Source organism: Streptomyces sp. NBC_00659, from assembly GCF_036226925.1.
Lineage (GTDB): Bacteria > Actinomycetota > Actinomycetes > Streptomycetales > Streptomycetaceae > Streptomyces.
This window is the reverse complement of the sequence record NZ_CP109031.1, coordinates 5995574-6020619: the sequence shown is the minus strand read 5'-3', so window position 1 is coordinate 6020619 and position 25046 is coordinate 5995574. Positions and strand designations below refer to the sequence as shown.

23 protein-coding genes are annotated in these 25046 nt (G+C 70.1%); 10 read left to right on the top strand and 13 right to left on the bottom strand.

Annotated features, from left to right (window positions below; translation table 11 throughout):
* Positions 1-129 precede the first annotated feature (129 nt).
* Positions 130-1359: a threonine ammonia-lyase gene (ilvA, locus tag OG410_RS26375; RefSeq protein WP_329301413.1), complete on the bottom strand. Its 1230-nt coding sequence runs from the start codon at positions 1357-1359 to the stop codon at positions 130-132.
* Between the two features lie 165 nt (positions 1360-1524).
* On the opposite strand from ilvA, the gene OG410_RS26370 reads away from it, so the two are divergent.
* The 3 genes from OG410_RS26370 to OG410_RS26360 all read left to right on the top strand — a co-directional run bounded on the left by OG410_RS26370 (position 1525) and on the right by OG410_RS26360 (position 2998).
* Entirely contained in the window at positions 1525-2031 is a 507-nt protein-coding gene (locus OG410_RS26370) for a MarR family winged helix-turn-helix transcriptional regulator (RefSeq protein ID WP_443048944.1), read from the top strand.
* A gap of 221 nt (positions 2032-2252) precedes the next feature.
* Positions 2253-2750, top strand: coding sequence for a sigma factor-like helix-turn-helix DNA-binding protein (locus OG410_RS26365; RefSeq protein WP_329301412.1), 498 nt, complete (start codon positions 2253-2255; stop codon positions 2748-2750).
* Positions 2747-2998, top strand: a complete 252-nt coding sequence (locus tag OG410_RS26360; RefSeq protein WP_329301411.1) for a hypothetical protein — start codon at positions 2747-2749, stop codon at positions 2996-2998. Before OG410_RS26365 ends, OG410_RS26360 begins: the two co-directional genes overlap by 4 nt.
* A gap of 152 nt (positions 2999-3150) precedes the next feature.
* Here OG410_RS26360 and OG410_RS26355 read toward each other — a convergent pair whose 3' ends face one another.
* Positions 3151-4305, bottom strand: coding sequence for a cystathionine gamma-synthase (locus tag OG410_RS26355; protein WP_329301410.1), 1155 nt, complete (start codon positions 4303-4305; stop codon positions 3151-3153).
* 155 nt (positions 4306-4460) lie between these two features.
* Here OG410_RS26355 and OG410_RS26350 point away from each other — a divergent pair, with 155 nt between their 5' ends.
* Positions 4461-5579 (top strand): hypothetical protein, encoded by a 1119-nt coding sequence (locus tag OG410_RS26350; protein WP_329301409.1) that lies wholly within the window; start codon positions 4461-4463, stop codon positions 5577-5579.
* Positions 5580-5802: 223 nt separating this feature from the next.
* Here OG410_RS26350 and OG410_RS26345 read toward each other — a convergent pair whose 3' ends face one another.
* The gene (locus OG410_RS26345) at positions 5803-6897 is read right to left on the bottom strand and encodes a M48 family metallopeptidase (protein WP_329301408.1); all 1095 of its coding nucleotides are present in this window, start codon (positions 6895-6897) and stop codon (positions 5803-5805) included.
* Positions 6898-7321: 424 nt separating this feature from the next.
* Between OG410_RS26345 and OG410_RS26340 the strand changes: the two genes are divergently transcribed.
* The gene (locus OG410_RS26340) at positions 7322-8017 is read left to right on the top strand and encodes a hypothetical protein (RefSeq protein ID WP_329301407.1); all 696 of its coding nucleotides are present in this window, start codon (positions 7322-7324) and stop codon (positions 8015-8017) included.
* Positions 8018-8146: 129 nt separating this feature from the next.
* On the opposite strand, the gene OG410_RS26335 is transcribed toward OG410_RS26340, so the two are convergent.
* Both OG410_RS26335 and OG410_RS26330 read right to left on the bottom strand, forming a co-directional pair.
* On the bottom strand, positions 8147-9370 hold the full coding sequence (locus tag OG410_RS26335; RefSeq protein WP_329301406.1) for a VanZ family protein: 1224 nt from the start codon (positions 9368-9370) through the stop codon (positions 8147-8149).
* A gap of 664 nt (positions 9371-10034) precedes the next feature.
* A complete protein-coding gene (locus OG410_RS26330; protein ID WP_329301405.1) occupies positions 10035-10700 on the bottom strand; it encodes an NADPH-dependent F420 reductase in 666 nt (221 codons plus the stop codon).
* A gap of 99 nt (positions 10701-10799) precedes the next feature.
* Between OG410_RS26330 and OG410_RS26325 the strand changes: the two genes are divergently transcribed.
* On the top strand, positions 10800-11177 hold the full coding sequence (locus OG410_RS26325; RefSeq protein ID WP_329301404.1) for a winged helix-turn-helix transcriptional regulator: 378 nt from the start codon (positions 10800-10802) through the stop codon (positions 11175-11177).
* 183 nt (positions 11178-11360) lie between these two features.
* Here OG410_RS26325 and OG410_RS26320 read toward each other — a convergent pair whose 3' ends face one another.
* The gene (locus OG410_RS26320) at positions 11361-11654 is read right to left on the bottom strand and encodes a hypothetical protein (RefSeq protein ID WP_329301403.1); all 294 of its coding nucleotides are present in this window, start codon (positions 11652-11654) and stop codon (positions 11361-11363) included.
* A gap of 764 nt (positions 11655-12418) precedes the next feature.
* Here OG410_RS26320 and OG410_RS26315 point away from each other — a divergent pair.
* On the top strand, positions 12419-13666 hold the full coding sequence (locus OG410_RS26315; protein WP_329301402.1) for a serine hydrolase domain-containing protein: 1248 nt from the start codon (positions 12419-12421) through the stop codon (positions 13664-13666).
* Between the two features lie 31 nt (positions 13667-13697).
* Here the strand turns inward: OG410_RS26315 and OG410_RS26310 are convergent, their stop codons facing one another.
* Together OG410_RS26310 and OG410_RS26305 are read right to left on the bottom strand one after the other, a co-directional pair.
* Positions 13698-15848 (bottom strand): restriction endonuclease, encoded by a 2151-nt coding sequence (locus tag OG410_RS26310; RefSeq protein WP_329301401.1) that lies wholly within the window; start codon positions 15846-15848, stop codon positions 13698-13700.
* Between the two features lie 346 nt (positions 15849-16194).
* Positions 16195-17238, bottom strand: coding sequence for an NAD(P)-dependent alcohol dehydrogenase (locus OG410_RS26305; protein WP_329301400.1), 1044 nt, complete (start codon positions 17236-17238; stop codon positions 16195-16197).
* 172 nt (positions 17239-17410) lie between these two features.
* Between OG410_RS26305 and OG410_RS26300 the strand changes: the two genes are divergently transcribed.
* A complete protein-coding gene (locus tag OG410_RS26300) occupies positions 17411-18325 on the top strand; it encodes a helix-turn-helix domain-containing protein (protein ID WP_329301399.1) in 915 nt (304 codons plus the stop codon).
* 11 nt (positions 18326-18336) lie between these two features.
* Here OG410_RS26300 and OG410_RS26295 read toward each other — a convergent pair whose 3' ends face one another.
* The 5 genes from OG410_RS26295 to OG410_RS26275 form a co-directional block, all read right to left on the bottom strand.
* Positions 18337-19107: a group II truncated hemoglobin gene (locus tag OG410_RS26295; RefSeq protein WP_329301398.1), complete on the bottom strand. Its 771-nt coding sequence runs from the start codon at positions 19105-19107 to the stop codon at positions 18337-18339.
* A 380-nt stretch (positions 19108-19487) separates the two neighbouring features.
* A complete protein-coding gene (locus tag OG410_RS26290; protein ID WP_329301397.1) occupies positions 19488-20171 on the bottom strand; it encodes an ABC transporter ATP-binding protein in 684 nt (227 codons plus the stop codon).
* 41 nt (positions 20172-20212) lie between these two features.
* The gene (locus OG410_RS26285) at positions 20213-21673 is read right to left on the bottom strand and encodes an ABC transporter permease (RefSeq protein WP_329301396.1); all 1461 of its coding nucleotides are present in this window, start codon (positions 21671-21673) and stop codon (positions 20213-20215) included.
* A 214-nt stretch (positions 21674-21887) separates the two neighbouring features.
* Entirely contained in the window at positions 21888-23156 is a 1269-nt protein-coding gene (locus OG410_RS26280; protein WP_329301395.1) for a L,D-transpeptidase, read from the bottom strand.
* Between the two features lie 251 nt (positions 23157-23407).
* The gene (locus OG410_RS26275; RefSeq protein WP_329301394.1) at positions 23408-23752 is read right to left on the bottom strand and encodes a hypothetical protein; all 345 of its coding nucleotides are present in this window, start codon (positions 23750-23752) and stop codon (positions 23408-23410) included.
* A gap of 110 nt (positions 23753-23862) precedes the next feature.
* Here OG410_RS26275 and OG410_RS26270 point away from each other — a divergent pair, with 110 nt between their 5' ends.
* Positions 23863-24228 (top strand): hypothetical protein, encoded by a 366-nt coding sequence (locus tag OG410_RS26270; RefSeq protein ID WP_329301393.1) that lies wholly within the window; start codon positions 23863-23865, stop codon positions 24226-24228.
* 37 nt (positions 24229-24265) lie between these two features.
* On the top strand, positions 24266-25018 hold the full coding sequence (locus OG410_RS26265; protein WP_329301392.1) for a DUF2625 family protein: 753 nt from the start codon (positions 24266-24268) through the stop codon (positions 25016-25018).
* Positions 25019-25046 lie beyond the last annotated feature (28 nt).

Genomic DNA, 25046 nt, shown 5'->3' with positions numbered 1-25046 from the left:
GCACGACGAGAAAGTCATCGGCCCGGCCCCGTCGGCGCCGATCCGCAGACCCACCGTAACGCGATGTATCGCGTCACTCAATGGATTTTCCCCAAGTGGGACGACCGGGCCCCACGGGCGGCTGCGCCCTCAGTCGATGACCGTGTAACCCGCCTCGCGCAGCGCCGTGTTCACCTCGGCGCAGTGACCGTGGCCCTTCGTCTCCAGGTGCAGCTCGACCTCCACCTCCGTGAGCCCGAGCCGCGGATCGGTCCGTACATGGCTCACGTCGAGGACGTTGGCGTCCGCCACCGACAACACCCCGAGAAGCGTGGCCAGGGCACCGGGCCGGTCGGTGAGCCGCAGTGTGACCGCCAGGTAGCGGCCGCCCGCCGCCATGCCGTGCCGCAGGATGCGCTGCATCAGCAGCGGATCCACGTTCCCGCCCGACAGCAGCGCCACGACCGGGCCCTCGAAGGCGCCGGGATCGCTCAGCAGCGCCGCGACCGAGCTCGCGCCGGCCGGTTCGACGACCAGCTTGGCGCGCTCCAGGCACAGCAGCAACGCGCTGGACAGGTCGTTCTCGGAGACCGTACGGACCTCGTCGACCAGCTCCTCGACGAGGCGGAACGGTACGTCGCCGGGGCGGCCGACCTTGATCCCGTCGGCCATCGTCGCCGGGTTCTCGACCGACAGCGGCCGCCCGGCCGCGAGCGAGGGCGGGTACGCCGCCGCGCCCTCCGCCTGGACCCCGATGATCCGTACGTCCGGGCGCAGCGACTTCACCGCGACAGCCACTCCCGCCGCGAGCCCGCCGCCGCCGATCCCCAGGACGATCGTGCGCACCTCCGGGCACTGCTCCAGGATCTCCAGGCCGACCGTGCCCTGCCCCGCGATGATGTCGGGGTGGTCGAAGGGGTGGATGAACACCGCGCCCGTGCGCTGCGCGTACTCCTGCGCGGCGGCCAGGGTCTCGTCGACCACCTGACCGTGCAGCCTCACCTCGGCGCCGTAGTCGCGGGTGGCCGCGACCTTGGGCAGCGGGGCGCCGTTCGGCATGAACACGGTGGACCGCACGCCGAGCAGCGAGGAGGCGAGCGCGACGCCCTGCGCGTGGTTGCCCGCGCTCGCCGCGACGACGCCCGCGGCGCGCTCCTCCGGAAGCAGGCCTGCGATCCGCACGTACGCGCCGCGCAGTTTGAACGAGCCCGTCCGCTGGAGGTTCTCGCACTTGAACTGCACCGGTGCGCCCACCAGCTGGGTCAGATACCTGCTGCCCTCCATCGCGGTCACCCGCGCCACACCCGTGAGCATCTTCTGCGCGCCGCGCACGTCGTCGAGAGTCACACTGGGAAAGGAGTCAGCCGTGCTGTAGCTCATGACCACCAGTCTCGCAGTTCACGCGGGCGCACTCCCGTGGTGACCACGCTCCGAGACTCGGTTTGCGCAGCGCCGGTACGGCCCGCGCCCCGGCCGCGTAACCTGTCCCCCAACCCAGCTCCCCACGCATGAATTGAGCCCCCGGCCATGCCCACTACACCAGAGATGTCGATGGACATGACGACCGTCGGTGACACCGGTCTTCTCGAAGCCCTTCAGCACGAGGTCGCGGTCTTCGCGCGCCGTGCGGAACAGACCCGGCTAGGCGGGGTGGGGCAGGTGCGCAACTCCATGGACCGGGCCGCCTACCTGCTGCTCAACCGCCTCGACAAGGAAGGCCCGATGGGCGTCAAGGCGCTCGCGGCGAGCATGGGGATCGACTCCTCGACGGTCACCCGGCAGGTCGCCCCGCTGGTCGACACCGGGCTCGTCAAGCGCACCTCGCACCCCGAGGACGGACGCGCCGTGGTGCTCCAGCTCTCCCCGCGCGGCCAGTCCCGGCTCGACGAAGTACGCGCGTCCCGGCGTCAGTTGATGGCCGAGCTGACACACGAATGGGCACCGGAGGAGCGTGAGGTGTTCTGCGCGCTCCTCACTCGCTTCAACGGCGCGCTCTCCGCCCGCCAGGCCACCCAGGGCATGCCGGCGCCGGAGTCCGAGCAGGCCTCCTGAACCGCCCCCCGGGGCGGGCCGCGGTCCGCACCCGGGGCCCCCGTGCCTCCGCCGCCCCGCACGCGCGCTGCGTGCGTGCGCGCCGAACTCTTGACCGGAAGGCCCCACCTGGCCTCATATGAGACCGGGTCCTCGTCGTACGGGGTGCTACGGGTCGCACGCGGCCGCGGGCCCTTTCTCAGAGGTCGCCCTCAGGGGGTCGTCCTCGGGCGGGAGGCGTGGTGCGAGAAAGGCGTGCCTCCCAGGGCGTCCGCCGTACCCGGGAGTTCGAGACGTTCGTGGCGGGCGCCGCAGGACGGCTGCTGCACACCGCCACGCTGCTCACCGCGGAGCCCGTGGACGCCAACCCGCGCGCGCGACGGCTGCTGACACTGGCCCTCGCCCATACGTACGCCTCCTGGGACCGGCTGCACGGCGAGGATCCCTACGACAGCGCCCGCCGGCAACTGATCGCGCGCTTCCAGCGCACCGCCTGGCACCAGTACGGGAGCCGGGGGCGCCGGCGCACGTCCCCGGACCACGTCCTGGCCGGGCTCACGCCCCAGGAACGGCTGATCCTCGTCGTCAGGCTGTACGAGGGGGTCGCCGAGGAGCAGGCGGCGGCGCTGCTCGGGGTCCCCGCGGAACGGGTACGGGCGATCTGCGCCCGCGCCATGGCGACCCTGCTGCACCCGCCCCGTGGCCCGGCGCCGGCCCGGGTGGAGGTGGCGCCGTCATGAATCAGCCGGAGCGCGAGGCGGCCGTACGACAGCTGCTGGAGCAGGCGCCCGCGCCCGTGGTGCCGTCCGGCCTGTACGGCGAGGCGGCACGCCGCGGAAGGCGCATGCAGCGCCGCGGGAAGGCGGTGCGGCTGCTGCTGTGGCTGGCGCTGTTCGGCGCGGCCGTCGTCTTCGCCGTCTGGGCGGTGACGGCCCGTCCGTGGGTGGAGCCGCCTTCGGAGACGACTCCACCGCTGACGGATTGGTGACCGCAGGCCACCGCCGCTGACCGGCTGGTGACCGGACACCGTCGCCCGCGGGCCGGGGGTCCGGCCGCGGGCGACGGTGGCGGGCCCGGGGGCGATGGCGGTAGGCCCGGGGGCCAAAGTGGCGGCCTTGGCGGCCCGGGGGTGCCGCCGGCTCAGCCCAGGGCCTGCTGGAGGTCCTGGAGCAGGTCGTCGATGTTCTCGATGCCCACGGAGATGCGAACGAGGTCGGCGGGGACCTCCAGCGCGGACCCGGCGACCGAGGCGTGCGTCATGCGTCCCGGGTGCTCGATCAGGGACTCCACCCCGCCCAGCGACTCACCGAGCGTGAACACCTTGGCGCGGTTGCAGACCTCGACGGCCGCCTCCTCGCCGCCCTCGACCTGGAACGAGACCATGCCGCCGAACGCCCGCATCTGCTTGGCGGCGATCTCGTGACCGGGGTGCTCCGGGAGGCCCGGGTACAGAACACGCGTCACGCGCGCGTGACGGGTGAGCATCTCGGCGACGCGGCCCGCGTTCTCGCTGTGCCGGTCCATGCGCACGGAGAGCGTCTTGGTGCCGCGCAGCACCAGCCAGGAGTCGAAGGGCCCGGCGACCGCACCCATCGCGTTCTGGTGGTACGCCAGCTCATCGCCGAGTTCCTGGTCGGCGGTGATCAGGGCGCCGCCCACGACGTCCGAGTGGCCGCCCATGTACTTGGTCAGGGAGTGCACGACGACGTCCGCGCCGAGCGCGAGCGGCTGCTGGAGGTAGGGGGTCGCGAAGGTGTTGTCGACGACGAGCCGGGCACCCGCCTCGCGCGCGATCTGCGCGACCGCGGCGATGTCCGTGATGCCGAGGAGCGGGTTGGAGGGGGTCTCGACCCAGATCGCCTTGGTCTTCGGGGTGAGGGCGGCCCGAACGGACTCGAGGTCGCTGGTGTCGGCCACCGACCACTCCACGCCCCACCGGGAGACGACCTTGGCGAAGAGCCGGAAGGTGCCGCCGTACGCGTCGTTGGGGATCACCACGTGGTCGCCGGGGCTGAGCAGCGTACGCAGCAGGCAGTCCTCGGCCGCCAGTCCCGACGCGAACGCGAGGCCGCGGCGGCCGCCCTCCAGGGCTGCGAGGTTCTCCTCCAGCGCGGTCCTGGTGGGGTTGGCGCTGCGGCTGTACTCGTAACCGCCGCGCAGGCCGCCGACGCCGTCCTGCTTGTAGGTCGAGACCTGGTAGATCGGCGGGACGACCGCTCCGGTGAGGGGGTCGGCGGTGTTGCCCGCGTGAATCGCGAGCGTCTCGAAATGCTGACTGATGTGCCTGTCGCTCATGAGTCCCGAGCCTAGTGCTCTCCAGGAGTTCATGACGGCGTACGCCCGGCGGCGCGGAGGGCCTTCGCGCGTACGCCCCGCGGCGCGGAGGGCTTCGCGCACAGCGTGACGGACCGGGTTGGCCAATTGTCGGACCCGTCTGGTTCGCTGGAGGCATGCAGATTCTCTGGGTCCTGATGGCGCTGGCCATGTTCAGCGTGGTCCTGCTGCCGGTGTTCCGGCGCAGGCGCTCCGGTATACAACTGGTCACGCCCGGTGACCCGGACGCCGCGGACCCGGCGAACTACGGCTTCCTGCGCCAGGAGGAGCTGGACATCCGCATGCCCGGCCCGGACGCGGATCTGCTGAACGTCCTGGACGTGGTGCAGCGGACCCAGGACTACCGCGCGGCCTCGCAGCTCCTGGCCGGCACGGAGACCGAGGGCGAGACCCGCTGGCAGCGGGTGCAGGCCTTCGCGGGCGCCGCGTCCCTGGAGCTCCAGCAGCGCCCCGGCGGGGTCAGCGAGACACCGGGCGGCCAGTGGCTGCGCGTGTGGCGTGCCGAGGCCCCCAAGGACGCGGGCGGCGCCGCGGTGCACGCCGAGTTCCTGGTGCAGCAGGCCTGGCGGACGTCGACGCCGGGGTCCGACGACTTCCGGATCATCATGGAGGAGGCGCGGTCCGCGTGCGGCGACGCGGCGCTGCTGTCCCCCGGTGACCCGATCCCGTACATCATCGAGCTGTCGGTGGCCCGTGGACTCGGCTACTCCCAGCCGGAGTTCGAGAAGCTCTGGCTGAAGATCCTGGACCGCTCGCCCGCCCACATGGGCGCGCATCTGGCGGCCCTGCACTACTGGTGCGAGAAGTGGCACGGCTCGCGGGAGACGGCGTACGCGTTCGCGGAGGCCGCGGCGGCACGCGCGCCGCAGGGCTCCCTCCTCGCGGCGATGCCGCTCTTCGCGGTCTTCGAGCACCTTCCCGAGGTGAACCTGGTCCGTAGCTTCTACCAGAGCGAGGTCGTGACCAAGGCCGTCCACGGCGCGCTGTACGCGGTCCACGCGGCCCGCCCCGACGACCCGATGCTCGCCCACGTCCGCCATCTGCTGATCTGCTTCCTGGTCCGCGGCGAGCGCTGGTCCGAGGCGATGGACCAGCTGGTACGCGTGGACGGCCACGTCGGCGCCCTGCCCTGGACCCTGAGCCCCGACCCGGCCTCGGACTACGCGATATACCGCGCGCTGGCGGTGGCGGGCTACGAGGCGAACGGCGGCAGCCCGGCGACGCTGTCGCACTGACGGCGCCGCGCGGGGGTGAGCGTGCCCCGGGAATCGCTTGCCCGCCGGGGGCTCACCGACGCTCACGGGCACTGACGGGCGACAACCCGGGCCTGAAGCCCTGCCGGACGGACCCACCGACGTTCCTCTCCACGTCGGTTGCGAGCCGCCCGGTACGGCCCCTGCGGCAACAGTGGACCCCGGTCAGGAGCCATGACCGGGGTAGGCGCCACGTCACACTTGTTCACTGTGTCAGTGGGACGCAATCTCGCATGACCTTGCGCGTCAGCACTTGTTGGGGATCGCGGAGTTCGTCTTCGATGCGGTTCCGGTCGAGCTCGTCGAGCGTGATGGTTGCGCCGCGTCTCGGTTCGTGGGCCAGTCGTGCCACGCGCAGGGGTTCGGACGGGAGGCCGGCAGGGCCGACCACCGTCCCGATGCCGTCCGGCTCCGTGGTTTCGTCACACCCCGGCTTTTCGCGCAGACTCTCGGAATAGCGGGCGACCTTGTCCCAGAGTTCCTCCTGCGCGGCTGCCGTGGAGCGGTCGCCTTTGAGCGTCCGGGTCGCGATGGCCAGGCGATGTACTTCGATACCGACCGCGCGGGCCAGTTGCCGGTCCTGCGATGCGGCGATGGCCGCCTCGGTGGAAGCCATACGAGCGGCCAAGTCGTCCGCATCGAACTCCGCACGGCGTGTGGCCGGCAGGATGAGCCACGACAGCAGGCGGGCCGTCGCAGCCGCCGCCGCCCTCGGGATGCTCAGCAACCACTCGCCCTTCCGGGTCCTGGCGTTGAAGAGCGACGCAGCCCCTGCCACATCTCCCGCGCGAAATGAATGTGCGGGGGCACCCGATGGGATGTGTGCGTTGTTTCCGGCTCGCGTCGTCCGGGCCATGGCGTTGAGAGACTCGAGTGCGGTACCGACGAACGCGTCTCCTCGGAGATCGTGGCCGGAGAGATGCCCCAGAGCGTGGGCAACGGCAGCAATCGGCTTCCGGGTGGGGTGGGCGGCCCAGAGAGGAAAGCCGAGGACCAGGCACCGCTTGCGTCGTATCCCGTAGTGGGTGACGGTCACGGAGAATTCCGGACCGAGCTGGATCGCGTCGATGCGTCGCACCCCAGCTGCGTCCGCCATGCGATCCACCAGATCGAACAGGGCCGGGGCGTCCACGTGCCGCAACGTGGGCAGTTCAGCATCCAACCTGCCCGGACGTGGGCGCAGCAACAGAGCCATGCCCAGCAGCACCACGCCCACCAGTGGCTGAACAACCGTGCGGAACCCCAGCACGATCAACAGCACGCCGCCGATGAACAGTCCCGCCGTCACGAGATGGACCATGGCGGCGACGGCGTACGCGGAGACAGTCCTACACCTGATCAGGAGCGGGCTTTCGGGTGGAGTCTGTCGGACACTGTCCATGGGGCCCCCTTCGGCGGTGAGCGCTCGGTGTCGCTCAGGCGTCCGTCGAGCTGACCAGTACGGCAGCCGACCGGCAAGCGGTCTGAGCAACATCTGAGCTCTGCCACGACCATCGCGTGCCGCTCTCCGCAAGGTTCCCTGCGGGGACTCGGGCAGGCTGGGACGGTCGGCCACGGCCGGTGGGGGACGGGGACGGGGACGGGAGCAAGCTCCGAAAGGTCTGTGAACATGCCTTGACGTGGATCATCAAGCAGCGTTCCCAGACCTCATTCACCTGTGCCTGCGCGGTGGACCGAGGCCGCCCTTCGGGGCGGCTTGCCGAGGCGAGGATCATGGTCCCGTGATGAAGTGGACCAAGGAGACGCCTCCGGTCGGGCAGTCCGAGCACGAGCCGGAACTCTCGGCCTACCAGCGGGCCATGCGAAACCAGCTTCTCGCGGCTCCTGTGGTGCCCGCGCCCGGACCCTGGCGGCCCGTCTTCGAGTACGAGTACGGCGTCCCGGTCGGCGGGCTGCTCGGGATCGGCTTCGCGACGGATCCCGATTCCGGCCACGATCTGGTGATGGTCGTCTCGCACGACGGGCACGGTCTCTTCGACGCCGTCACCGGCGAGAAGATCGCCAGGGACCGCGCCCCCGCTCCCGAGGACAGCACTCCCGACGCGGTCACGGACCTGTCCTGTCCCGGGCTGGGGCCGATCACCGGAAACCGCGTACGCATCGCCGGGCTCTTCGGCGGCGGACTGCACACCACCACCGAAGACGGCTGGACCCTGGAAGTCGTCACCCCGGCCTGGCCGAACGACCGGGTCCTGCTGTCCAGCGACGGCGGACTCCCCCATGCGGGTCCGCACGGAGACGAGTGGTGGCACATCTTCCACTCGAACTACTCCACATTCCGCGCAGCCGGCTTCTCCCCCTCCGGCCGGACGATCGCCGTAGCAACGAGCAGCGACCTCTCCCTGTGGACCCGTGGGGTGAACACCAGCAGCACCAGCACCAGCACCAGCACCAGCACCAGCCACTTTCAGCGGTGTTGACACCTGACCGCAAGGACGCCGGCGGGGTCGTGCCGGACGAGTCCTGGAGCCACGTGGAAGCGCGTGGGGAACGCAGGGCAGAACGGGCGCACGGGAACGTGGCTCCCGAACGTGTCGGATGCTCGTCCTTCACTCGTCGTGGATCTGACCGGTGCCCGCATCGACGACCGTACTGAACGGCTCGCAACCGGAGCCGTCCTCGTCGGGCGTGCACTGTGTGTCAGTTGTCTTCACGGACCACATCGCGCGCCAGGGACCCTGCCGGCCCTCGGCGCGTTCGACCTTCAACACGTCGGCCCGGATCCTCAGCGCCGCAACGTCGGCACCACTTTTCTTCTGTGTCTTCCTCACGATCTCCTCGGCCTGCTTCGCCGAAATCAGCCGGTCGGGAAGGTCGACGTGCGTGGGCCCGGAATCCACCAGCATCTGCGAGACCCGGCCGGCTCGATTGATCTGAACGTCGAGGCTGCGGGGCATCACCACCCCGTGCTCCTTGAACCGCCATGAGGTGAGCCATCCGAACTCGGCCTTACTGCCGACAGGCCGGGTCGCATGCGATGAGGCCGCCTCGGCCCATGGGTAGTGGGACTTCATGTAGGCGCGGGCGACGAGGTAGGCGCTACGAGCGTCACCGGGCTTTCCGAAGCCGGCAACCGGAAAGCTGTCCTTCGTCGGGTGGGCGGAGTTCTCGAAGCTCACGTTCAGTTGGCGTGCGCCGGGCCACATCAGTTCCGCGGGGAAGCCATCGGACATCTGGATGGATATCCAGCCGTTATGTCCGTCAATGCCCGGGCTGACGCGTACAGCGCCAACGCGATAATAGTTCCCGAATGCCTGGTGAATGGCTCGCTCAGCGGCCTTCCGCTCGGTGTCGCGCGCGTCCCGGACACCGGAGCCGTCCACGTGGTCCAAGGTGATCGCGGTCTGGCAGACCGCGACCCCTGTCACGCCGAGCACCGCGGCCACGATCAAGCCGGGGCGGGCCCACGCCTTCCACGCAACGCGCCCCCGAACCAGCACGAGTCCCAGGGCCACGCCAAGCAACCCCCCACCGGCATTCATCTCCACATCGGCGCTGTCACAGATACCGCTGACGAACGGCGCCAGAGCCTGGGCGAGTTCGATGAGGCAGGGCAGAGCCGTGACACCGACAAGCACGGGAAGCGGACGACGCAACGCCAGAACGCCGAACAGGCCGAGCGGGACGAACATCGCCAGGTTCCACAACCCCTGCGTGGTGTACAGCGGCTCGGTGACCTCGTGATTGATCACGCACTCGGCGCGCCCTGCCTCGCCTCCGCGCAGCGCGAGCGTGACGCCGAGCACGCCGGTCAGGCAGAAGGCCAGAGGCAACCACCAGGAGGAGCAGGGCACTTGGCACCGACGGGCCAAGTGCCCACGCGGACAGCCCTACGAGCGCGGCAACGACCGTCAGCCCAGCCAGGAACCATATGTCGTCACCGAAGACAGCGCCGAACACCTCATATCCTCTCCGTCGGCGATCCTGAAGCGCCCCCGAAAGGATTCGGGGGCGCACACGAGACTTTGTCAGATCAGCACTTCGCTATCGGCGTCTGAACCTTGTCCTTGCCCCGCTGCTGCAGGAGGCCGATCGTCGACTTGCAGTCCCTGTTCCGTTCGCCGAAACCCCACGACTTCGACTTCGAATTACCGGAACCGATGGAGGCGTCAGGAAGGCGGCTCAAGTCGAGCAGCCGGTGATCGGGTATCGCCTCCGTGACCGGGGGAAGAGCGACGTCTCGAAGGCGACCTCTCCGATCCAGGCCTCGACCGGGATCACGCCCCAGCTGCCGCCGCGTGCGTCCTGGAAGACGGCGGGATCGTCCGGTCGGCCACGTCGAGATCCCGTCGTCCACCCACCGAGGAACGAGGTTCGGGGCCGGGCGGTCTCGACCTCGGCCCTTGGAGGAGCTGTGCGCGCGCCTTGGCGTGGATCGTCAGACCGCGTTCACAGCCCCCCGGCCGGGACATGTCACCGGGTGGGCGAGAGGTCCCGCTACTGCTGTGAGCCGGTGCTCGTGTCGGCCGAGGGGACTTGAGGGACGGCGGAGTTGGGGTCGAAGCCTGCGAAGACCAAGCCGATGACGAACCCCGCCACCTCCTCCAGCTGGCGGGCGCGCTCCAGTGTCCCCAGCGTCGCCGGGGTCCCGCCGACGTCACGGACCAGTTCGCCGACGACGTCCAGCGCCGTTGCGTCGTCGCCGCACATCGCCACTGTCACCCGGGACCGGCCGCCCCCGGGCGGGCTCGTCCACCGGTCGGCGGGAAAGAGATGGAACGCCTTCACGACCCGGGCTCCTGGAGCAAGCCGGGCGATCCGCCCCGCCATCGACTCGCGGTGTCCGGTGAGCAGAGTGCCGACGCCATGCGTGACAGCGTTCGTGGGATCGATCAGCGGTGTCCCCTCGAGCGCGCCGTCGGACGCGCTCACCGATCCCATCATGTCCTCGACACCATCCCAGGACACGGCGAGCAGTACCGCATCGCGCCCCGCGACCGCCTCATGCGGCGCGACGGCGAGCACTCCGTGGCCCAGCCGCTCGGCAAGCTTCTCCGCCTTGATCCGTGACCGTCCGCCGATCACCACCTCATGTCCCGCACGCGCCCAGCCCTCGCCCAAGGCCGCCGCCAGTGTCCCGGTTCCCAGGATCCCGATGCGCATCGTCTCTGCCTCTCCAAAGGTGTTCGGTCCGGTGGTTACGGTAGAGAAGGCATTGCGCACCGATCAGTGCGTGACCAACGCGCAAAGATGGGCGGCGAGATGACGAACGACGATGCGCACTGCTACGAGTTGGTCGCCGATTGCCGTTTGCGCGCGGCCACCGATCTCTTCGCTCACACCTGGGATCCCGTTGTGCTGACGGCACTTCGCGTGGGTCCGCGCCGACGCCGCGAGCTGCGCGCCGCGATCGGTGGCATCAGCGACAAAGTCCTGACCGACTCCCTGCACCGTCTGCTCGCGAGCGGACTGATCGAGCGCCACGCGTATGCCGAGGCGCCGCCCCGTGTCGATTACGCCCTGACCGGCTTGGGACAGAGCCTGGTCGAGGGCCCGTTGACGGCGCTCGGCCGCTGGATGACCGAGTACGGTGACGAACTTCTCGAAACCCAGGAGAGCGGTGACGCGGAAGGCTGGTGAGCGTGGCTGACGGGATCATCGAGCCGCGTTCGCAGGCCGCTTCCGGGCTGCCGGGCTCGCGTGGCCGTCGGTCTCTCGACACGGTGAGTCGGGCCGGCACGGGGAATACGACCCTGAACGTGCCGGACGCGACGTTCGCGGCGCGGTGGATCACGCCTGCGAGGGCGCTCCAGAGGGCCGGACTCAGAACGACTCGGCGATCCCCGCCACCCCGCCGATGAACGCGCTGGTCAGCATCGCGGCGACCAGCACGCCGAGCAGTACCGACAGCGCCCGGGAGCTGCCCGGCGCGCCCGCCCGGGAGCGTACGGCCATGACCCCCAGAACCAGCACCACCAGGCCGAACAAGGAGAGCGCCAGCCAACCGAACGTGGCGTCCACGCCGATCTGTTCATAGCTGTCGTCGGCCGTCCGCCGCAACGCGACCGTGCTGCCGACAGGCAGGTCGCTGTCGATCGTGGCGTCGGGGTCCACCACGGTCCCGTCGTCGGAACGGAAGATGCCGTGGCAGTGCGGATACCGGTGGCCTCCGGTACGGCTCCAGGAGCAGGCCTGGACGCCTAGGGTCTGTCGTTTGGATCAGGTGGCGTCGAGGCGCGGTGCCTTGTCGGCTGGGCCGAGCGGGGCAGGGTGCGTGCAGCTGCAAGGCGGAGGAGGGAAGCGACGCGGAGCGTCGTGGACCGACGACAACGCCGCAGATGTGCGTGCCCTGCCCCGCGTCCCGCCGCATGATCCAAACGACAGGCCCTAGGTGACCGGACGTGCCCGCCGCACCCGTGGCGTACGCGAGATGCGTCACCGCGAGCCAGGTCACGAACGCGCCCACGGCGAACAGACCGGCGATCACGAGCAGCGGACGCCGTACCGACGCCCCCTCCCGGAGCCGGTCCCGACGGTTCGTCCGTCCCCTCATCCCGTTCCCTTCATCCCGTTCCCCTCATCCCGTTCCGCTCATCCCGTCCCCGCTTCCCGCTCCGCGCTCCGTGACCACACCTGTCCTGGTCGTCCACGCCGTACAGCCAGACACACGGGTGAGCCGAAGGGTTGCGGGCCGTTTCGCTTGCCTTCGTGCCCCCGGCCCCGATCCGCCGTGCCCCAGGCCCCGCACCCCGAGCCTCTGCAGCGCCGAACGAGTGGACTTGCCGGAACGCTCATCGGACCGGGGCTCCTGCCGGGGGTGCGGATGGTGGTGTTGCCGTCTGTTCCCGTGAGCTGGATCTGATCCGGAAGAGGCTCCCCCCATGCGACGTACCCCCTACCGCCGTCCGCTCGCCGCGGCGCTGCTCGCGGCGTCCGTGCTGGCCCCGATGACAGCGACGCCCGCCGCGGCCGGTCACGCGGCGGATGTCCGCCCGGCAGGCGTCCGCGCGACGGGTGAGGACGGATACGGCAAGGAGGAGGGATACGGCAAGGACGACGGCGCACGCGACAGTCTCGGCCCCGCGCTGAGCGCCCGGCTGGACAAGGCCATCGCGGACGTCCGCCGGCAGGCCGGTATTCCCGGCGTCGTCGTCGGGCTGTGGATGCCCGGCAAGGGGAACTACGTCCGCGCGACCGGTGTCGCGGACAAGGCCACCCGCGAGCCGATGTCCGCCGACTCCTACGTCCGGATCGGCAGCGAGACCAAGACCTTCACCGTCACCGCGCTGCTCGAACTCGTCGACCGGCACCAGGTCCGGCTGGACGACCCGATCTCCCGCTACATCCCCGGCGTGCCGAACGGCCGCCGGATCACGCTGCGTCAGCTCGCCGAGATGCGCAGCGGACTGTTCCCGTACACCTCCGATGCGGACTTCGAGCACGACCTGCTGAGCGACCCGCAGCGCGCCTTCACCCCGCGGGAGCTGCTCGCGTACGGCTTCAAGCACCCGAACACCTTCGCTCCGGGCGCGCAGTTCGAGTACTCCAACACCAACCTCGTCCTGCTGGGCCTGGTCGTCGAGAAGGTCACCGGTCACCAGCTGCGCGACGTCATCGAGCGGCGGGTCCTGCGCCCGGCCCGTCTGCGGCACACGCTGTTCCCGAAGGGGAACGAGTTCCCCAAGCCGCACCCGCAGGGCTACACCGACCAGACCCTGAGCGGCGAGGTAGCGAACTCCACCGACTGGAACCCCAGTTGGGCCTGGGCTGCCGGGGCGATGATCTCGAACCTCCAGGACCTGCGCCACTGGGCCGAGGTCGTCGCCACCGGCACGCTGCTCAGCCCCTCGACGCAGGCACAGCGCCTCAGGACACTGCCGACCGGCTTCCCGGGAACGTCGTACGGCCTCGGCATCTTCGACGCGAGCGGATGGATCGGGCACAACGGCTCCCTGCCGGGATACGAGACCGCGACCGTCTATCTGCCCGCGAAGAAGGCCACCCTCGTCGTCATGATCAACACGGACATCACCTACCAGGGCCAGGAGCCGTCCACCCTGGTCGCCAGGGCCGTCACGGAGATCGTCACCCCGGACAACGTCTACGCCGGCGCGGTCGTCAATCCCTGAGGCCCGCCCCCGCGACCGCCGGCAGGCGGTCCTACTCCACCGCGATGCCGAAGTCCCGTACGAGTTCCTCGAGACCGCCCGGGTAGCCCTTGCCTCCGAGGACGAACTTCCAGTCCCCGTCGTTCCTGCGGCGGAAGGAGCCGAGCACCAGGGCGGTCTCGCCCGGTCGGCCGTCGGAGACGTCGAGCCGGTCCAGTTCGGCGAGATCCTGGCCGAGCAGCCGGATGCGGGCGTCCGTGAAACCTGAGAGGTCGGTGTCCGGGGCGGCCTCGGGGTCGACGGCGGCCACGAGGACGACCCGGTCGGCCTCCGCGGGCAGCGCGTCGAAGGAGACGCCGATCGCGGCCTTGTCGGGCGGCGACGCGGGCAGCGCGGACACCGAACCGTCCGGTGTCCGCGGGTTGTTGTAGAAGACGAAGTGATCGTCGCCGAGGACACGGCCGCCCCGGCAGACGAGCGCGCAGACGTCCAGGGCGACGCTTCCGGTCCACCCCATGCCCAGGATGTTGTGATCGTCGGGCAGCCGGGGCCCCTGGTCCGGCTGTCCGGGCCCCTGCCGCCCGGGCCCCTGATCCGACCGTGACGGCCTCGACGACGGCTCCGACGACGGCTCCGACGGTCGCGGTGACGGCCGGGAGGCCGGTTCCGCCCGCGAGCGGCCCGCGTCACCCAGCCTCCCCCGCAGCCCATGGCGATGCAGCAGGTCCACGAGTTCGGGGCCCGCGACCAGCTCCAGCGGCTTGCCGTCGGCGAAGGTGTGCGAGCCGGGGCCGAACCCCGACGTCGTCACGAGCACCCCCTTGTTGGCGCCCGCGTCCTGCACCGTCCCGTACAGATCGCGTACGGCGGTGGGCGGCACGGTGTTCCGGTACCGCTTCACCTGGACGACGATCTTGCCGCCCCGGATCGGCGCCGGGTCCAGCGCGTCGACGTCCACGCCGCCGTCGTTCGAGCGCTGGGTCGTCACCGCCTGCATCCCCATGGCCCGGAAGAGATCGGCCACGAGCTCCTCGAACGCGATCGGGTCCATGGCGTACAGGTCGGGTTCCTCGTCGCTGCCGTGGGCGACGACACGGTTCCCGACGTCCTGCGGCCGCCGGCCCGGCCGTACGGGCGTGAGCTGGTCCGGGCGGGCCGAGAGCTGCCCGCGCAGTCCGTCGGTCAGACAGCTGCCCGCGTCCACCTGCGCCAGGTGCAGTCCGAGGAACGAGGAGCGGGCCGCCATGACCGTGACGAGAACGATGTGGTCCGGCCGGCCCGTGGCGGGGTCGTGTCCGTCCACGAAGCCGTTCAGGACGACCGATTCGAGTGCGCTCTGCTCGTCGGCTCCGAAGAGCTCGTGCAGCACGAGCAGCGCGCACTGCGCGAGGACCTCGCGGTACAGGCTCCGCCGCTGGGTCACGGGACGGGCTGTCTCCTTGTCCTGATCGGCCCCGGACAGGTACCGGACGGACTTCACCTCGGGGACGACGTCGTACGCGGGCAGCTCCCAGTCGAGGACGAGCTGCCCGGCCGCCGCGTCGTAGGCGGCGGCGATCCGGCGCGGAAAGCCCTCCGGCCACGCCGAGGACGAGTAGAGAGCGGCGGAGAAGTACTCGATCACGGAGTCGGGCTCCCTGCGGCGGACTCCTTCGGCCACCTCGGCGACACCCGTGTTGTGCCGCCGCACCTCCGCCAGCCGGCCGTCGGCCCACTGCTGGTACTCCCGCTGGTACGAAGCCAGTTGCCGCTGCCGGTGCGCCTCGGCGGCCTGGGCCGCGTGCCAGTCCCGCTCGAAGCGCGCCTGGGCCTCGGCCTGCGCCTGCGCCCGGCGGTTCGCGGTCCAGCCGCTCTGGGCCTGGTACCGGCCGATGTCCGGCATGACCACCGGCTGGGCCAGCGGCCCCGGGGCGAAGGGCTGGATGTCCTCGGCGCGCAGGAGCGCGGCGGCCCGGAAGGCGGGCGCCCGGCAGCCCGCGGCGAGCAGGCCCTGCAACGAGGCGACCTGCGCGTCGAGTTCTTCGGTACGGCGTCGCGCCTCGGCCTGCCGGTACTCGCGGTACTCCGTGGCGGCGCGCCGCTGCTGGGCCCGCGCCTGCTGCTCCTCCTGCCGGCGCCGTCGCGCGTCGAGCTCCCGCTGGCGCTGCTGCTGCCGCTGAACCTCGGCCCAGACGCCGACGAAACCCGTAGAGCGACGACTCATGTGGTGCAGGCCCTCCCCCGATGCCGGCAGCCCAGAAGGCCCCGTTGGTTGTCCCCACAACCATGTGTAAAAGGGTGACTCTATCCAGTAATCGCCATCCCGCACATCCGTTGGGCGGCGGCCGCCGGAACCGGGCATTCTGGCAGGTCACCTCCGGTGAGAAGCACGAAGGCGCCGTTCCGGTCGTACGACCGGAACGGCGCCCAGGGGTCCTGCTTCGCGAGACGGCCGGACCGCCCGGCCTACCGAAACCGGCGGACCGCCCGAGCCGCGGTGACCAGCGGATCGTGGCCGGGTCGCCGGGACCGGCGGATCGTGGCCACGTCACCCGGACCCGTCGCCGGGACTAGCCGATCGTGGCCGCGTCGATCACGAAGCGGTAGCGGACGTCGCTCGCCAGGACCCGCTCGTACGCCTCGTTGATCTCGGACGCGTCGATCAGCTCGATCTCGGCTCCGAAGCCGTGCTCGGCGCAGAAGTCCAGCATCTCCTGGGTCTCCTGGATGCCGCCGATGCCGGAGCCCGCGAGGGTCTTGCGGCCGCCGATCACCGAGAAGAGGTTGAGCCGGACCGGCTCCTCGGGGGCGCCCACGTTCACGAAGGCGCCGTCCGTGCGCAGCAGCGCGAGGTAGGCGTCCAGGTCCAGCGGGGCGGAGACGGTGGACAGGATCAGGTCGAACGTGCCGCGCAGCGCCTTGAAGGTCTCCGGGTCGCTGGTGGCGTGGTAGTGGTCGGCACCGAGCTTCAGGCCGTCGTCCTTCTTGCGGAGCGACTGGGAGAGGACCGTGACCTCGGCGCCGAGCGCGTGCGCGATCTTGACGCCCATGTGGCCGAGACCGCCCATGCCGAGGACGGCGACCTTCTTGCCGGGGCCCGCGTTCCAGTGCTTGAGCGGGGAGTACGTGGTGATGCCGGCGCAGAGCAGCGGCGCGGCCACGTCGAGGGAGATGCCGTCGGGGATGCGCAGGGTGTAGTTCTCGTCGACGACGATCTTCTCGGAGTAGCCGCCGTAGGTGGGCTCGCCGTCCTTGCCGACGGCGTTGTACGTGCCCACGCTGCCGCCGGTGCAGTACTGCTCCAGACCGGCCTTGCAGTTGTCGCACTCGCGGCAGGAGTCGACCAGACAGCCGACGCCCACGCGGTCGCCGACCTTGAACTTGGTGACACCGGAGCCGACCTCGGCGACGATGCCGGCGATCTCGTGGCCCGGCACCATCGGGAAGGTGGCCTTCCCCCAGCCCTCGCGGGCCTGGTGGATGTCGGAGTGGCAGATGCCGGCGAACTTGATGTCGATCAGGACGTCGTGCTCTCGGACCTCACGACGCTCGATGGTGGTGCGCTCCAGCGGAGCCTTGGCGGCGGGAGCGGCGTACGCAACGACAGTGGTCATGCCGGGGTTCTCCTCGGGAGGGGGTGATCGTGCCCGGCTGTCTCACGCCGGGCACGGCGTCCAGCCTGCCCGATCCCCCGGAACTCACCCAGACCACGGTTCTGCGTACGTTCGCTGGTCCTACCACTGACGGGGTCAGGCTCCGGGGCGTACGACCGTCGATACTGGACGTATGGATGAACAGCCCTCCGAAGTGCCCGCCGGGGAGACGGCCCACGCTCTCGACCGGCGCGCCGAGCTGAGCGAGTTCCTGCGCAGCCGCCGCGCCCGGCTGAAGCCGGAGGACGTCGGGATGCCCGACTTCGGGCGGCACCGCCGGGTTCCCGGGCTGCGCCGCGAGGAGCTGGCCCAGCTGGCCGGGGTGTCCGTCGCCTACTACACACGCCTCGAACAGGGCAACGGCCGCAATGTGTCGGCCGAGGTGCTGGACTCCATCGCGCGGGCGCTGCGCCTGACGGATGCCGAGCACAACCACCTCACGCACCTCGCGAAGCCCAAGCAGCACAAGAAGAGGCAGGCGGCCAGGCCGCAGCAGGTGCGCGGTTCCCTGCGCCAGCTGCTGGACACGATCGACGGCGTCCCCGCGTACATCACCGGCCGGCGCTCGGACGTGCTCGTGTGGAACCGGATGGCCGCGGCCGTGTTCGGGGACTGGTCGGAGCTGCCGCCGCAGGAGCGGAACTGGGCGCGGATGGTCTTTCTGCGGCCCGAGTACCGGGAGCTGTTCGTGGAGTGGGAGCAGAAGGCGATCGACATCGTCTGTCTGCTGCGCATGGACGCGGGCTGCCATCCGGACGATCCGCGGCTGGCCGCGCTGGTCGGGGAGCTGTCCGTGAAGAGCGAGGACTTCCGGCGGCTGTGGGCGACGCACGACGTGAAGGAGAAGAGCCACGGGGTGAAGCTGCTGCGGCATCCGCTGGTGGGCGACCTCGCTTTGCAGTTCGAGTCGTTCCGGCTGATCGGCGACAGCGAGCTGGCGCTGGTCACGTATCACGCGGAGCCGGGGTCCGGCTCCGCCGAGGCGTTGCGGCTGCTGGCGTCGTGGGGGACGGACGCCACCCGGGCGGGCGCGTCCTCACCCCGCTGACGGATCCGGGCTCACGGCGTGTACGGCGGCGCCGCGCCCCACGTCCACCTCGGTACGGGCTGCTCCGTCGGCGGCTTCGCGTCCGGGCCGGAGAAGTACACGGCCAGCCTCGTGCCCCACTCGGCGTAGGCGAGGAAGGCGGAGCGGAACTCGGCGTCGGTGGGGAGCCCCGCGTCGTCGGCGGCGTCCTGGAGCAGGTTCACCCAGCGGCGGCGCTGGACCTCCGTGATGCCCTTGCCCAGGTGCTTGGCGACCATGTGGCCGTGGCCGCCCTGGGTCTCGGAGTAGGCGGGCGGTCCGCCGAAGACCTCGCCGAGCCAGAGGGCGACATGGGTGGCGTGTTCGGGCGCGAGGCCGGCAAACAGCGGCGCGAGGAGGTCGTCCTTGAGGACCTTGTCGTAGAAGGCCTCGGTGAGACGGGCGAAGGCCTCGGCGCCGCCCGCCCAGGCGTAGAGCGTGGGCACGGAGGCGCCCTGGCCCCGTACCGAGGTCGGCTTGTAGTGGCGCATCTCCTCGATGCTGCCGATGTAGGGGCGGATCTCGGCGAGGAAGTCGGGGAAGAGCTCGGAGGTGCGGAAACCCTCGATGTGGTCCTCGGTCGAGGTCCAGGTGATTCTCAGGATGAAGTGCTCGAAGTCGTCCTCACAGCGCGCGAGTTCGTAGTCGACGCACTGCGGGGCCGCGGCGAGCTGGACGGCGGCGCGGGTGTAGGCGGCCAGGAACTCGGCCGACTGCTCCTCGGGAATCCGGTAGCGGACGTATTCGACTGTCGAGACGGTCATGCCCCCACACAAACACGGAAGGGCCACCGGAAGCTCTCTTTCCGGTGGCCCTTTCGCTGCGGGCTCACTTCCGCGCCGTGGGAAACGGGCCGGGGCCGCCGGCCGGAGCACACACGCTCCGCCCGGCGGTCCCGTGCCCGCAGCCGCTAGTGCCGCGGCAGGCAATGTTTGCCCGTCAAGGAGCGGCGCCATGGGGGTCCCCCCTGCTCGAGCGAAGCCGAGAGCTTGGGGGAGCGTGCTCTCGGTGTGCCGGCCGGAAGTCCTCGTACTGGATGTACTTGGGCTTTCGGCCGGTGCGGCGAGTGGGGGTGCCCCCTGCTCGAAGAGCTTGGGGGAGCGTGCCGGGAGTCGCGACGGGGCGAACGTTGCCTGTCGCGGCACTAGGCTCCCGCGTTCTCCTTGACGCTGATCTTCCCCTTGCGGATCGTGGCGACGCGCGGGGCCTTCTTCGCGATCGCGGAGTCGTGGGTGACCATGATGAAGGTCAGCCCGTGCTCCTTCCACATGGCTTCGAGCACGTCCATGATCTCGTCGCGCATGCCCTCGTCGAGGTTGCCGGTGGGCTCGTCGGCGAGCAGCACCTTGGGCTGCTTGACCAGGGCGCGGGCGATCGCCACGCGCTGCTGCTGACCGCCCGACAGCTCGGCGGGCAGGTGCCCGAGCCGCTCGGCGAGTCCCACGGACTCCAGGGCCGCCGCGGCCCTCTCACGCCGTTCCTTCGCCTTCACGCGCAGCGGTACGAGCGCGGTCTCGACGTTCTCCTGGGCGGTGAGCGTGGGGATCAGGTTGAAGCTCTGGAAGACGAAGCCGATGTTCTCGCTGCGCACCCTGGTGAGCTTCGCCTCGGACAGCCTGGCCATGTCGACGCCGTCGAGTTCGACGCTGCCCGCGGTGGGGCGGTCGAGCCCGCCGAGCATCTGGAGCAGGGTGGACTTTCCTCCGCCGGTGGGCCCCTGGATGACGAGCCGGTCGCCGTCGCCGATCGTCAGGTCGATCCCCGCGAGCGCGTCGATCGTTTCCTTGCCCCGCGCATAGCGCTTGGTGACGCCTCTGAGTTCGTACATGGTCTTACTCCTGGGATACGTAAGTACGTGAGGGGCGGGGCTTATTCGACGCGGCGCAGGGCGTCGGCGGGGCGCAGCCTGGAGGCGCGCCAGCCGCCGAAGGCTCCGGCGATCAGACCGCCGGCCACGGCCAGGGCGACCGCGATGACGATGGTGTTGACGCTGACGGGCGCGGTGAGCGCGACATCGAGGGCCTTGGAGGCGGTCTGCCGCGCCGGGCCGCCGAAGCCGCCGCCGCCGGGACCGCCGCCCTGGCCGCCGCCCGTGTTCCCCAGCTGTGCCTGGAGGTTGGGGCTGATCTCGGTGACGACGTAGGCGCCGGCGAGGCCGAGGGCGATACCGAGGGCACCGCCGACCAGACCGTTGACGATGGCCTCGCCGACCACCTGGCGGGTCACCCGGCTCGACTTCCAGCCGAGCGCCTTGAGGGTGCCGAACTCGCGCACCCGGCGGGACACGGCGGAGGAGGTGAGCAGACCGGCGACCAGGAACGCGGCCACGAGCACCGCGATCGACAGCCACTTGCCCACGCTGGAGGCGAGGTCGGAGGCGGTGGACAGGGAGCCGGAGACCGTGTCCGCGAGGTCGGCGGAGGTGGTGACCGTCGTACCCGAGATGTTCTTCTGGATGGTGCTCTTGACGCCGGCGATCTGCTGCGAGTCCGACGCCTTGACGTAGATCGTCGTGACCTTGTTCTTGGAGTCGCTGAGCGTCTGCGCCTGCTGGAGCGGGATGTAGAGGTTGGCCGCCGCGTCACCGCTGTCCGGGGTCGCGATGCCGATGATCTTGTACTTGACGCTCTTGACGGTGACGGTGCCACCGAGCTTGAGCTTCTTCTCCTTGGCGTACGACGTGTCCGCGACGACGACCTTGGCATTCGTCTCGGAGGTCTTGAACGTACGACCGCTGGTGATCTTCGACGAGGTCAGCGGGCCCAGGGCCGGCTTGGTGACGTCGGTGCCGTAGACCGTGTAGTTGTTGACGTCGAAGTTGGCGCCGCCGCCCTCGACGCGGCCCTCTGGGGACTGCTGGCCGCCGCCGGGGCCGCCCTGCCGGCTGCCACCACTGTTCGGGTCCTGCTTGAACTGGCCCCGGGTGAACTGGCCGTTGATGCGGATGACCTGGAGGCTCAGGCCCCCGACGGAGTCCGCGACGCCCTTTTGCGCGTCGACCTTGGAGACGGTCGAGGAGGCCAGGGTCTGGAAGCCCTGGACCATGACGCGGTCGCTGCTCTGTTCCTTGTCGGAATCGCTGTCCTTCGCGTCGAAGTTGAAGCGCGGGCGGTCGCTGGTGCTGTTGGCCGGCGCGGCGGCCTTGGTGACCGTCATGTCGGTCCCCAGCCCGTACAGCGACTGGAGGACCTTGCCCTGCGCCTTCTCCATGCCCGAGGACACGGAGCTGACCACGATGACCAGGGCTATGCCCAGGGCGAGCCCGGAGGCGACGACGAGGGCCGCCTTTCTGCGGCGGCGCAGTTCGCGCCTCAGGTAGGTGAAGAACATGGCCGCAAGCTAGTTACGGCGTGTGATGAAGGAATAAGGCCGAAATAAGAGAACCATGAGAAGGCTGTGGCCGGGCCCAGAAATCTTTGGGAAACACCGATGCGGCGGCGGCCCGTGAGGGCCACCGCCGCATCGGTGTTCGTTCGCGTCCCTGCCTCGGCGGACCGTCAGGTCCCGCCTCGGCCTGCGCGGACCGTCGAGCTCGCGCCTCGGCTCAGGCAGCCGAACCGGCCTGCCAGGCCGCCCAGTCCAGGTTCCAGCCGTTGAGGCCGTTGTCCGGGGCGATGGTCTTGTCGCCGGTGTTCTTGACGACCACGACGTCACCGATCAGCGAGTGGGTGAAGAACCACGCGGCGGGCGTGTTGGCGTCGTTGGCACCCTTGGTGTCGGACAGACCCACACAGCCGTGGCTGGTGTTGACGGAGCCGAAGATGGACTTCGGGCCCCAGTAGTTGCCGTGGATGAAGGTGCCGGAGTTCGACAGACGCATGGCGTGCGGCACGTCCTTGATGTCGTACTCGCCCTTGCCCTTCTCGTCCTTGAAGCCGACCGTCGAGCCGTCCATCCGGGTCTCCTTGAACTTCTCGGAGATCACCATCTGGCCCTGGTACGTGGTGTTCTCCGGGGCGCCCGCGGAGATCGGGATGGTCTTCACGACCTTGCCGTCCTGGGTGACCTGCATCGTCTTGGTCTTGGCGTCGACGATGGAGACCTGGTTGCGGCCGATCTTGAAGGTGACCGTCTTCTGCTGCACGCCGTAGACACCGCTCGCGCCCTGGACCCCGTCGAGGTTCAGCTTGAGAGTGACGGTGGAACCGCCGGTCCAGTAGCTCTCGGGGCGGAAGTCCAGGCGGTTGGCGCTGAACCAGTGCCCGACGACCTCCTGGCCGCTGCTGGAGGAGACGGTGATCCCCTTCTGCACCGCGGCCTTGTCGGTGATCGCCTTGTCGAAGTTGATCGAGACCGGCATGCCGACACCGACGGTGGAACCGTCCTCGGGCGTGAAGTTGCCGATGAAGCTGTTGGCCGGGGAGACCGTGGTGAACGACGCGTTCTCGTGGGCGGTGCGGCCCTCGGAGTCGGCGGCCTCGGCGGCGATCTTGTACGTGGTGGCGCGCTCCAGCCGGTTCAGCGGCTTCCAGCTCTTCTTGTCCGCCGATATCTGACCGGCGACGGCGGTGCCGGACGCGGTCTTCATCGTGACGGACGTGAGCGAGCCCTTGCTGACCGTGACGGCGGTGCCGTTGTTGATCGAGGCGTTGTCGGAGCCGTCCTTGGGCGTGATCTTGATCAGGGCCTCGGACGTCTTCTTGGCCGCGGCCTCGTCGACCTTGGCCTGCGACGTGGAGTCGCCGCCGTCCGATGCGCCGGCCTTGTCCCCGCCTCCGCTGCACGCAGAGAGCACCAGCACCCCGCCGAGCAGTGCGGACGCCGCCACAAGACGCCTGCGCCGCTTACTGATCGTCATCACACGCTTCTCCATCGTCGCCGATTCCCGAAAAGGACCACGGGAGTCCCGTAACAAATAAGAACGCCAAAACCGGTTCACCCCGTTCCACTTCACACGGAAGTGTGGCCCACGACACGTCCGCCGCGTCCGCCGCGTACGGACACATTGACCGAAGCGGTACGGAAGGGTGGTGGTGCGGAGGGGTGGTGCGGAGGCGGCCGTGCTTCGCCGGGAACAAAGAACCCCGGACAGCGGTCGCCGGCCGGGGTCAGGGTTCCCGGACTTCAGCCGCGCACGTCTTCCTCGTCGTCCTCGTCAGCATCATCCTCGTCGATGTCCCAATCCGGCGAATCGGGATCATAGTCAATGGGCTCGCTGCTCCACGAGGCCTGCGCGAGTTCGATTCCGGGCACCTCGCTGACCAGGTCGAACGGGTCGACGAGATAGGCGAGGGCCTCCGCCGTGTCTTCCGTCACTGCGCCCTCGGCATGCGCTCTTTCGTCGGCCGGCATGTCCGTGTCGGCGCCGATCCGGCCCAGCGCGGCCCGGGTGACGGCGTCGGCGTCGTCGATCTCCAGCACGAGTTCGACACGAAGCCGTACAAACTGTGAAGTCTCTGAGGTGCTCATGGGAGGGAGCGTACGGCCCACGGCATGCGCGACTTTCCCACGACCCGCGCCTTTCACTAGCATCGGCCCCCACGGCCAATTCGCTAGCGCCACAAGGGGATCGATATTTCGTGTCCGCCGCACGTCGATCGTTGCTGACCGCCACCGCAGCGGGGACCCTCCTGGGTGCCCTGTGGTTCGTCCCGTCCGCCAACGCGACCCAGGACGTACCCACACCGGGCTCGACGGCGTCGACGTCCGCGGCACCGACCGTCACCGCGTCGGCACGAACATCCGCCGAGGCGGACGGCAACGGGACCCGCACGCTCTCCGGCGACGACGGGCCGCACGCGCTCTCCGACGACAACGGGACCCGGCTCGCGGACACAGGCGCCGTGGACACCACTCCGTATCTCGTCGGCGGCACGCTCCTCCTCGGTCTGGGCGCCGGATTCGTGGCGTATTCCGTTCGCCGAGAGCGCATGATGGGCTACTGAGCGCGTCGACCGCGTCCGGACAACCCACGGGGAAGCCATGCGAGAGCTGAGCGAGCTGACCGACGTCGAGGAACCGGCCTGGCCGCTGCTGTCCGAGGCGATCGCCGCGAGCGGGGTGTCCATGGAAGTGCCCCCGGTGGACCCCGATCTGGGCCGCGCGAGCCTGCTCCAGCTCCAGGTCACCGCACGGTCCTGGCTGGGCGGGATGGTGCTCAACTGCGGCGGTGTGGTGCTGGACAGCGGATGGCTGCGGATCTACGGCAGTCCGGCCGAGGACGAGCCGACGGGGCTGCCGGGCGGCTCGACGGACCTGCCCTCGCTGGCCGAAGTCAACGAATTCCCCGAGTACTTCGATCCCGGCTGGCGCCCGCGGGACGGCGGGCTCGTCGTCGGCCACGACGTGCTGGGCGGGGTGTTCGTCCTCAACGGCGCCGACCCGGAGTCGGTGGGGCGTCCCGGCCATCCCGGCGAGGTCGTGTACTTCGCGCCGGACTCACTGAAGTGGGAGGCGCTCGAAGTGGGCCACGGGGCATGGCTCCAGTGGCTTCTGGGCGAGGGTACGGACAAGTTCTACGACACGCTGCGCTGGCCCGGCTGGCGGGCCGAGTCCGGCGCCCTCACGGGCACGCAGGGACTGTCCGTGATGCCGTTCCTGTGGTCGGCGGAGGCGCGGCGCGATCTGATGTCGACGAGCCGCCGCGCGGTGCCGCTGGCGGAACTGCTCAGCCTGCACCGGGACTTCGCCCTGAAGCTGGACGGGGTCGACCCGGGTTTCCTCGGCGACGTCTGAACCCCCGCACCCCGCGGCCCGGTTCGGC